The organism is Marisediminitalea alba (genome assembly GCF_002993365.1).
Taxonomy (GTDB): domain Bacteria; phylum Pseudomonadota; class Gammaproteobacteria; order Enterobacterales; family Alteromonadaceae; genus Alteromonas; species Alteromonas alba.
Genome location: NZ_PVNP01000161.1, coordinates 25,461 through 33,826 on the forward strand (window position 1 = coordinate 25,461; position 8,366 = coordinate 33,826).

General features: G+C 48.0%; 11 protein-coding genes, 2 tRNA genes and 1 pseudogene. 7 read left to right on the forward strand and 7 right to left on the reverse strand.

The genetic code is table 11. The features are described from left to right. The first annotated feature begins 5 nt into the window (after nt 1–5). From lolA to serS, 4 genes are read left to right on the forward strand one after another with little or no spacing between them, the layout of a single operon-like run. Entirely contained in the window at nt 6–620 is a 615-nt protein-coding gene (lolA, locus tag C6Y40_RS14965) for an outer membrane lipoprotein periplasmic chaperone LolA (protein WP_105935282.1), read from the forward strand. After that, nucleotides 617–1,933 carry a replication-associated recombination protein A gene (locus C6Y40_RS14970; protein WP_105935283.1) on the forward strand — a complete coding sequence of 439 codons (1,317 nt, stop codon included), beginning with the start codon at nt 617–619 and terminating at the stop codon, nt 1,931–1,933. Before lolA ends, C6Y40_RS14970 begins: the two co-directional genes overlap by 4 nt. Next, nucleotides 1,933–2,316: a fluoride efflux transporter CrcB gene (gene crcB, locus C6Y40_RS14975; RefSeq protein WP_105935284.1), complete on the forward strand. Its 384-nt coding sequence runs from the start codon at nt 1,933–1,935 to the stop codon at nt 2,314–2,316. The genes C6Y40_RS14970 and crcB overlap by 1 nt, the downstream gene beginning before the upstream one ends. 10 nt (nt 2,317–2,326) lie before the next feature. Further along, nucleotides 2,327–3,616, forward strand: a complete 1,290-nt coding sequence (gene serS / locus C6Y40_RS14980) for a serine--tRNA ligase (protein WP_105935285.1) — start codon at nt 2,327–2,329, stop codon at nt 3,614–3,616. 41 nt (nt 3,617–3,657) lie between these two features. Here the strand turns inward: serS and C6Y40_RS14985 are convergent, their stop codons facing one another. Genes C6Y40_RS14985 through C6Y40_RS15005 form a run of 5 tightly spaced genes read right to left on the reverse strand, consistent with a single transcriptional unit; the run spans nt 3,658 to nt 5,730 of the window. Further along, complete coding sequence (locus C6Y40_RS14985; protein ID WP_105935286.1) at nt 3,658–4,002, reverse strand: TusE/DsrC/DsvC family sulfur relay protein; 345 nt, start codon at nt 4,000–4,002, stop codon at nt 3,658–3,660. Continuing rightward, nucleotides 3,999–4,262: a DsrH/TusB family sulfur metabolism protein gene (locus C6Y40_RS14990; protein WP_105935287.1), complete on the reverse strand. Its 264-nt coding sequence runs from the start codon at nt 4,260–4,262 to the stop codon at nt 3,999–4,001. Before C6Y40_RS14990 ends, C6Y40_RS14985 begins: the two co-directional genes overlap by 4 nt. Further along, nucleotides 4,262–4,621 carry a DsrE family protein gene (locus C6Y40_RS14995; RefSeq protein WP_105935288.1) on the reverse strand — a complete coding sequence of 120 codons (360 nt, stop codon included), beginning with the start codon at nt 4,619–4,621 and terminating at the stop codon, nt 4,262–4,264. Before C6Y40_RS14995 ends, C6Y40_RS14990 begins: the two co-directional genes overlap by 1 nt. After that, complete coding sequence (gene tusD / locus C6Y40_RS15000; protein ID WP_105935289.1) at nt 4,621–5,010, reverse strand: sulfurtransferase complex subunit TusD; 390 nt, start codon at nt 5,008–5,010, stop codon at nt 4,621–4,623. The genes C6Y40_RS14995 and tusD overlap by 1 nt, the downstream gene beginning before the upstream one ends. Before the next feature lie 51 nt (nt 5,011–5,061). Further along, nucleotides 5,062–5,730, reverse strand: coding sequence for a Bax inhibitor-1/YccA family protein (locus C6Y40_RS15005; protein ID WP_105935290.1), 669 nt, complete (start codon nt 5,728–5,730; stop codon nt 5,062–5,064). A 243-nt stretch (nt 5,731–5,973) separates the two neighbouring features. Between C6Y40_RS15005 and C6Y40_RS15010 the strand changes: the two genes are divergently transcribed. Beyond that, nucleotides 5,974–6,065: transfer RNA gene (locus C6Y40_RS15010), tRNA-Ser, on the forward strand. Between the two features lie 59 nt (nt 6,066–6,124). On the opposite strand, the gene C6Y40_RS15015 is transcribed toward C6Y40_RS15010, so the two are convergent. Continuing rightward, entirely contained in the window at nt 6,125–6,721 is a 597-nt protein-coding gene (locus C6Y40_RS15015; RefSeq protein WP_105935291.1) for a hypothetical protein, read from the reverse strand. A 269-nt stretch (nt 6,722–6,990) separates the two neighbouring features. Between C6Y40_RS15015 and C6Y40_RS15020 the strand changes: the two genes are divergently transcribed. Together C6Y40_RS15020 and tnpA are read left to right on the forward strand one after the other, a co-directional pair. Continuing rightward, nucleotides 6,991–7,082, forward strand: a tRNA-Ser gene (locus C6Y40_RS15020). Between the two features lie 277 nt (nt 7,083–7,359). Then, nucleotides 7,360–7,752, forward strand: a complete 393-nt coding sequence (gene tnpA, locus C6Y40_RS25590) for an IS200/IS605 family transposase (protein WP_105935292.1) — start codon at nt 7,360–7,362, stop codon at nt 7,750–7,752. Here tnpA and C6Y40_RS15030 read toward each other — a convergent pair. Beyond that, a pseudogene (locus tag C6Y40_RS15030) lies at nt 7,745–8,366 on the reverse strand (IS630 family transposase); the annotation flags it as partial. The gene tnpA and the pseudogene C6Y40_RS15030 sit on opposite strands and share 8 nt — an antisense overlap.

Below are 8,366 nucleotides of genomic sequence, written 5' to 3' on the forward strand. Positions count from 1 at the left end.
CGTTTATGAAATCATTGTTAAGCGGAGCTTTAGTGGCTCTTTCTTTTTTCTCTGTATCTGCGCTGGCCGATGATGCCGAAGCGTTAAAAACAAAGTTAGCCGGACTTGAGTCCTTCAAGGCTGCATTTACCCAATCGGTCACTGATGAGAACGGTGAAGTCGTTCATAAAGCTACGGGTAACCTCACCATGGCCCGGCCGGATAAACTGCGCTGGGAAACCCAGTCGCCGGATGAAACCGTACTGATAGCCGATGGTTCCGCCGTTTGGCACATCGATGAGTGGGTAGAGCAGGTTACAGTGATGTCGCAGGCCCAGGCGATTGATAATAATCCCATGGTGCTGCTCACCAGTAACGACGACGCTACCTGGCAACAATATACGGTTAATGCAACCCAACCCAACACCTTTTCCGTTGCGGCAAAAGCTGAGGGCGGTCAGATCCGTACGCTGAGTTTAAGTTTTGATGATAAAGGCCTGGCAAACCTGGTTATGCTCGACAGTCAGGGCCAGCAAAGCGCTATTAATTTTAGTCAGCGCGAATTTAACACGCCGATTTTCCCTTCGGCCTTTATTGCTGATGTGCCGGAAAGCTTTATGGTAGATGATCAGCGCCCATGAGTTTGTTTAGTCAGCAAACCTACGCGCCGCTGGCAGCCCGCATGCGACCTGCCACTCTGGATGAGTACGTAGGCCAGAGCCACCTGGTGGGGCCTGGCAAACCATTGCGTAAAATGCTCGAGTCGTCCCATTGTCACTCCATGGTGTTATGGGGCCCGCCGGGCACCGGTAAAACCACCATGGCAGAACTGATTGCGGTGTATACCAATGCACAGGTGATTAAGCTTTCAGCGGTCACTTCAGGTGTAAAGGAAATACGCGCAGCCATGGATCAGGCCGAACAAAATAAATCCATGGGCGAGCGCACGCTGCTGTTTGTTGATGAAGTACATCGCTTTAATAAATCGCAACAGGATGCCTTTCTACCCTTTGTGGAATCCGGGGTAGTAACCTTTGTTGGCGCTACCACTGAAAACCCGTCTTTTGAGCTTAACAATGCATTGTTATCCCGGGTTCGGGTGTACGTGCTTAAAGGCATTGATGATGAGGCCCTCGATGCGCTGCTCGACAGAGCGCTGGCTGATACCAAGCGTGGATTGGGCGAGCGCAACCTGACCCTGGCCGACGATGCCAGAAATGCGCTGATTGGTTTATCCAGCGGCGACGGACGACGGTTGTTAACCTATCTTGAACTGGCCAGTGACTTTACCAATCAATCACAGATAAGTCTTAATGATGTTGAGCAGGCGGTGGGTGAAAAGGTCGCCAGTTATGATAAGCAGGGCGATACGTTTTACGATCTGATTTCGGCGTTTCACAAGTCTGTACGGGGCTCTGACCCCGATGCGGCCCTTTATTGGTATGCGCGAATTTTAAATGGTGGCGGTGATGCGCTTTACGTGGCACGCCGTCTTCTGGCAATATCTTCTGAAGACATCGGCAATGCCGACCCACGGGCCATGCAGCTCTGTGTGAATGCCTGGGATGTGTATCATCGGGTAGGCCCGGCAGAGGGTGAGCGTGCCATAGCTCAGGCGGCAGTTTATTGCGCGCTGGCAGCCAAAAGTAACGCAGTGTATATGGCCTTTAGCCAGGCTAAGCAGGATGCGCGGGATAAACCCGACTACCCGGTACCAGTGCACTTGCGTAATGCTCCGACTAAATTATTAAAAGAAATAGGCCATGGGGCGGAATACCGCTATGCCCATAATGAACCCAATGCGTTTGCCGCCGGGGAATGCTATTTACCTCCGGAAATTGCTGATGCCCGTTATTATGAGCCCAGCGAACGGGGCCTGGAAAAACAGCTTAAAGCCAAACGCGACTACCTTGACCAGTTAAATAATCAAAGCCAACAAAAACGGAACGGCTAATGTCACACACGCTCTCAATTTACCTGTTTATTGCCACCGGCGGCGCCGTAGGGGCCTGCTTGCGCTTTTTCTGTACCGGATTAGTAGATTCCTGGTTTGGAAAAGCGTTGCCCTTTGGTACACTTGCCGTCAATATTATCGGCTCGTTTTTACTGGCGGTGTTATACGGTTTTATTGAACGAGGCGAGTTAGCCGAGCAGCCATACCGGGCGCTGATTGGGGTAGGTCTGCTAGGGGCGCTGACAACCTTTTCAACCTTTACCATAGAAACCTTAACACTGCTCGAAAACGGTTTGTGGATAAAGGCGTTGGCCAATATTTTATTGAATGTGAGTGCCTGCCTGCTTGCAGCATGGCTGGCAGTGGAATTAACCAAAGGATAAAGAAAATAACATGTTAGATCCAAAGTGTTTGCGAAGCGACATCGAAACAACGGCTGAACGACTGGCCAGCCGGGGTTTTTCTCTGGATGTTGACGCTTTTAATGCCCTCGAAGAAAAACGTAAGGCATTACAAATCAAAACTCAAGATTTGCAAAATGAACGCAACACGCGAAGTAAATCCATTGGTAAAGCCAAAGCACAGGGCGAGGATATTTCGCCATTATTGGCGGAGGTTTCTGATCTCGGTGACAAGCTGGATGCTGCAAAAGCTGAATTAGATGAAGTACTGACTGAAGTTACCACGCTCATGCAAGGTATTCCTAACCTGCCGCACGAAAGTGTGCCGGTAGGTAAAGACGAAGACGAAAACGTTGAGATCAGCATCTGGGGCGAGATCCCAAGCTTTGATTTTGAAGTGAAAGATCACGTTGATATTGCCGAAGGCCTAAATAAAGGGCTCGATTTTGAAGCTTCCGTTAAATTAACTGGCAGCCGCTTTGTGGTGATGCGCGACAAGTTTGCTCGCTTACACCGTGCCTTGGCGCAGTTCATGCTGGATACACATACTGCAGAGCACGGCTATACCGAAATGTATGTGCCGTACCTGGTTAATGCAGACAGCCTTTACGGCACTGGCCAGCTGCCTAAGTTTGGTGAGGATTTATTTCACACCCAACCAGCCACAGAAGAGGGCCAGGGGCTGTCTTTGATCCCAACTGCAGAGGTACCGTTAACCAACCTGGCTCGTGATGAAATTTTCGCGGCAAAAGATCTGCCAATTAAAATGACTGCGCATACGCCATGTTTCCGCAGTGAAGCAGGCAGCTACGGTCGTGATACCCGTGGCCTGATCCGTCAACATCAGTTTGATAAAGTTGAAATGGTGCAGCTGGTAAAACCGGAAGACAGCTTTAACGCGCTGGAAGAACTCACCGGCCATGCCGAAGTGATCCTGCAGAAGCTGGGTTTACCGTACCGCAAAGTATTACTGTGTACCGGTGATATGGGCTTTGGCTCATGCAAAACCTATGATTTGGAAGTATGGTTGCCAGCACAGGATACGTACCGTGAGATCTCATCCTGCTCTAATATGCTGGACTTCCAGGCCCGCCGTATGCAGGCTCGTTTCCGTAACCCTGAAACCAACAAGCCAGAATTACTGCATACACTAAATGGCTCTGGTTTAGCTGTAGGGCGCACACTGGTTGCTATTCTGGAGAACTATCAGCAAGCCGATGGCTCGGTAAAAATCCCCGATGCGTTGGTTAGTTATATGGGTGGCGTTACCGAAATTAAGTAACCGTTATTAAATAAAAAAGGCCGCTAATTTAGCGGCCTTTTTTATAAGCACTTTTTCGGTTTGGGTAAGCCTGCCAGCTTTGTGACCTGTTTGGCCGGGCCTTTTGGAAACAATCGTTGCAGATAACGACTGTTGCCTTTTTCCGGCCCGTACTTGGCAGCCATCGCCTTTACCAATGCGCGTATGGCAGGGCTTGTTTCATATTCCAGATAGAATTCCCGGACAAACAACACCACCTCCCAGTGAGCCTCGGTAAGCTCAATACCTTCCTGCTCGGCTAAGAACGGCACCATCTCCTGCTGCCACTGCCGGTAATCAAGAAGGTAACCGAGTTTATCCGTTGGGTATGATTGCCCCTGCCATTCAAACTGAAAGTTGTCGCTCATGGTAAGATGTTAATCCACTGCTGATGTTGATGATGAAGTTGGCAGAGTTTACCAGATGACACGGTAGCTTCTATAGCCACACCTCGTTCGGCACAATCGTTTGCCATGGCCACTATTGATAATTCCGGATAAGTACGGCGAAGCGCATTAAACGCATACACACCGTCGCCACAACACACTACCACATCGGTTGCTGTGAGGCTTTTTAATATAGCCTCTGCGCTGCTATCAGGATGAAACGAAGCATAACGTACAAGCATTAAAAAGTTACCGTGTGATCAGATTGGGTTAATAACTGGCGAAGTGCGCTGGCATCGAGTAATTCCAGGTCATCCTCATCGATACCCAAATCGGCAACGGTCAGCTGTAATGCGGTTAACGACGCCTGACAAACGTATACCGGCTCGATATCGTAAAAAGGTAATACCCGTGCCTGTTTTAATTGATTCTTGCGCAGAGCCGGTTGCTGGTTTGCTAGTAGCTGTAGTATTCCTTTACCGCTGAATACTACCTGGCATTCGTGGCCGTAATTGGTTGACGCCAGAGCAAACTCGATTCCGTCTGCCGCTTGTTGAGAAGCGTAGGGCGCCTGGGTTAATAAAACGGTGATAGTTGCCATTAAAATTGCACCAGTTTTGTGGAATTGTGCAGTAATGTGAAAAATTCGCCCAGGCCCACTTGTTTAAAGGGTTCAAACAAATTGTGCTGAGGTAAGCCCGCTTGCGTGGCCTGTTCGGCATCCACCACTCCCCGTTTACTGGCAGCCCCGACACAAACCAATAATGGAATAGCATGCTCTGCAGCCAGACTTTGCCACGCTTTAGTTAAATCAACTTCATTCGCAGAAGCATCCATGAGCCCGTTGGCATGATAAACGCCGGCCTGGTAAAAGAAGATTTGATCGATACTCTGGCCCTCATCGATGGCGGCACGGCAAAAGGCCACCGCATCCAGACAAGCGGTTAGTGATTCGGGAGAACTGGTGATTAGTACTGAAATTCGTTGCATAAAACAAAAACACCCCTTAACGGGGTGTTTTCTCAGAACGTGCAGTGCCGATTAATCATCGCCACCGAATGCACCCAGCAGTTGCAGCAGGGATACAAACAGGTTGTAGATGTTCAGGTACAAACCCACTGTGGCACGAATGTAGTTGGTTTCACCGCCGTGGATAATACGGCTGGTATCAAACAGAATGAAACCAGACATCAGGAACACGATAGCCGCGTTAATGGCCAGGTGTACCGCCGGTACCGAGAAGAAGATGTTTGCAATCGCCGCAACAACTACCACCATCATACCTACGAACAGAAAACCACCCATGAAAGAGAAATCTTTTTTAGTGGTAAGTACATAAGCAGATAGTGCAAAGAAAATTAATGCAGTACCGCCAAGCGCCTGTGCAATCAGGGCAGGGCCACCAGGGATAGAAGCATAAAAGCTAAGCATATAGCCCAGAGAGCCGCCCAGCAGGCCAGTGAAAGCAAAGATCCAGTAAATACCTGAGGCAGAATCTGCTTTCTTGTGTACAACAAAAAGTGTAATGAACGCACCGATTGTCATAACCAGTGACGTGATGGGTGAAATGCCAATAGCCATAGTGACACCAGCACACACGGCACTGAACAACAGTGTCATGGCTAACAACATGTAAGTATTACGCAAAACCTTATTGGTTTCTAAAACCGAAGGCCTTGATGCGCTAGTATACACCGAACGATTATCCATTGTTTCCTCCAATAGGACAGGCAGAATTAAACAAAACCATATTACGTTATAGTTTAGTGCATTTGTATGGGTTTTAGTTCCGTTTTTCAATAGGTAAAAGCTATCACCGGGGTGAATTTATGGTTTTTTTGTCGGCATTAGCGAAATAATCGCATTTTTGCTTAAAACTCAGGCAAACAATTCGTTTTTTAAAAATTAACCCTTTACAGTCATAAAAATTTCATTAAGATTCGCATCACTTCAGGAGAGTTGGCAGAGTCCGGTTGAATGCACCTGACTTGAAATCAGGCGAAGGGTCAAACCTTCCGGGGGTTCGAATCCCTCACTCTCCGCCATATTTAAGAAACCCGCATATGCTGCGGGTTTTTTATTGCCTGTTGCATAGTTATCGGTATTAGTCGCAGCGGTGTTCAGTTATTTCAAACTCAAAAGTTTCGCCACCTTCCTCTTTAACTACCAAGTGCTCGCCATCCAGCGCAAAACTGAAATTACGCATCCAGTTTGACCTCCCCACCTCATTTAACTGATAGCGCCCCAGTGGTTCAGGGCATTTTATATAAAAATAGTGATAAGCTTTTCCCATAGCGCCAGGATCGAAGGTATAGACATACACCGTCTCGTTACCAAATGTTTGTTCGCGGTGTACATAGTCAGCGGGAGAGCTTAATACTCCGCCAAATATAATGCCCAGTAGCAACATTGGGATCTGCACTGCAACCAATAACCAGGTCGAAATTACAAAAGCAGCTCGCAAAACGCCATGCCTGATGGTGTTCTGCATAGTTTGATATTTAAAGGCCATTAAATAGCCCGCTAATAAAACCATCCCCAGTTTAATAAAGATCAGATAGTCTCGTAGCGCATCCATCAGGGCTGGTGATTGCCAGTTTAGGCCCCACAGCGTTGCGCCATGCATGCTTTCAATAAAAGGCAGATAAAGACAAACGATAATAAGAATAACGAGTTTGGGCGACCCTTCCGTGTGTGGCAATGCAAATGGTCCTTCGGGGTTAGCATTTAACAAACAGTAATTATAAGGTTTATACGCCCGCGAGTGTTATGGATCAAGAGTTCGCCTACAAAGGGGCAAAATGCACAACCTGTTAGAGGGAGCGAACGATAAAATAGCTCGCGAAGGCGAATTTACCTGCAAAACATACAAAAATTCACCGCCAGCGGCGCTTTTCTAAGCAAATGGTTTAGTTAGTTAAAGTTTCCCTTTACAGACACAAAAATATCATTATGATACGCATCACTTCAGGAGAGTTGGCAGAGTCCGGTTGAATGCACCTGACTTGAAATCAGGCGAAGGGTCAAACCTTCCGGGGGTTCGAATCCCTCACTCTCCGCCATATTTGAGAAACCCGCACACGTTGCGGGTTTTTTATTGCCCACAGAAAAGCAATGTAGCAGACTGTGAGGGTGAGAACCCCAGCTGGTTCGACAAAATGGCAGAATAGCCATTGTGCACAGCCTTTAGGCTGCCCTTAATTTATTCAGGGTGAGCGCCATGGACGGCGCGAGTGAATCCCTCACTCTCCGCCATATTTGAGAAACCCGCACATGTTGCGGGTTTTTTATGTGACCGGTCGCGAAGCGACAGAACACCACGGGTTTACCCGTGGATGAATGAGTCCGAGGCCTGTATGCTACGAAGATGGAAGTTCGAGTCTCATCACATGGTCTATATTTAGACTTCAATATCACGTTGTCTGGGTAACTAAATACAGGCGTCGGATACTGAAGCCTTTCGTCGTGGAGTATTTGCGCAAAGTGTTGCCGAAGCTGCTTCGAAGTATGCCCGGCGTAACGATAGAGCGAATGTGCTTTGATAATGACCATATGCACATGTTGATGGTCATTCCTCCGAAATACTCGATAGCAGAAGTGATGGGCAAACTCAAAGCCCAGTCAGCGTCAAACATGAGAAAGACATTCAAATGGCTAGGAAAGGTTTATTGGAATGAGAATATTGTTTGGTCGCCGGGTTACTTTGTAATACCAGTTGCATTAATTAATTGACCAAATTTGTCCACTCTCTCCAACAGAGACTTTTGACTCGCTCAACATCCGCAATGAATGTATTCCAGGCACGAGAGACCTGTTCTACTATTTCTTCGTAACCTCGAAATACCCGGTTTGATAAGCAACGCTGCCGTAGCCATTGCCATACCTGTTCCATCGGGTTCAGCTCCGGAGAATAGGCTGGGAGTTTTACGAGACTGACGTTGGTAAATGGGCTGGCCGTGTCGAATGTATGCCAGCCAGCGCCATCCATCACAACAACGGCATGACGCCCAGGCTCTGTCGCTTCGCTGATCAATTTCAGATGCTGCTTCATCACCTCTTTATTGACAAGAGGGCTGATAAGCGCCTGGGTATTGCCATTGCTCGGACACACCGCACCAAAGATATAGCCATAATCGAATTGCTGTTGCTTTACCACTCTTGGTCTGCTGCCCTTCGCAGCCCATATTCTGGACGTCTGATTTTGCTGACCGAATCGTGCTTCGTCTTGGAACCAGACGTCAACGCGATCCAGAGGGAGATGACCTGGAGTGTGAAGGATCGTTTCCAACTGGAAGTTTTTTAAAAGTATCTTGGGTTTGCTGTGATTGTTTAGGGTGTTTAGAGCG

Coding starts and splice junctions, on each gene's coding strand:
- lolA (WP_105935282.1), top strand. CDS start 6: ATGAAATCATTGTTAAGCGGAGCTTTAGTGGCTCTTTCTTTTTTCTCT.
- C6Y40_RS14970 (WP_105935283.1), top strand. CDS start 617: ATGAGTTTGTTTAGTCAGCAAACCTACGCGCCGCTGGCAGCCCGCATG.
- crcB (WP_105935284.1), top strand. CDS start 1,933: ATGTCACACACGCTCTCAATTTACCTGTTTATTGCCACCGGCGGCGCC.
- serS (WP_105935285.1), top strand. CDS start 2,327: ATGTTAGATCCAAAGTGTTTGCGAAGCGACATCGAAACAACGGCTGAA.
- C6Y40_RS14985 (WP_105935286.1), bottom strand. CDS start 4,002: ATGAGCGACAACTTTCAGTTTGAATGGCAGGGGCAATCATACCCAACG.
- C6Y40_RS14990 (WP_105935287.1), bottom strand. CDS start 4,262: ATGCTTGTACGTTATGCTTCGTTTCATCCTGATAGCAGCGCAGAGGCT.
- C6Y40_RS14995 (WP_105935288.1), bottom strand. CDS start 4,621: ATGGCAACTATCACCGTTTTATTAACCCAGGCGCCCTACGCTTCTCAA.
- tusD (WP_105935289.1), bottom strand. CDS start 5,010: ATGCAACGAATTTCAGTACTAATCACCAGTTCTCCCGAATCACTAACC.
- C6Y40_RS15005 (WP_105935290.1), bottom strand. CDS start 5,730: ATGGATAATCGTTCGGTGTATACTAGCGCATCAAGGCCTTCGGTTTTA.
- tnpA (WP_105935292.1), top strand. CDS start 7,360: ATGAGTCCGAGGCCTGTATGCTACGAAGATGGAAGTTCGAGTCTCATC.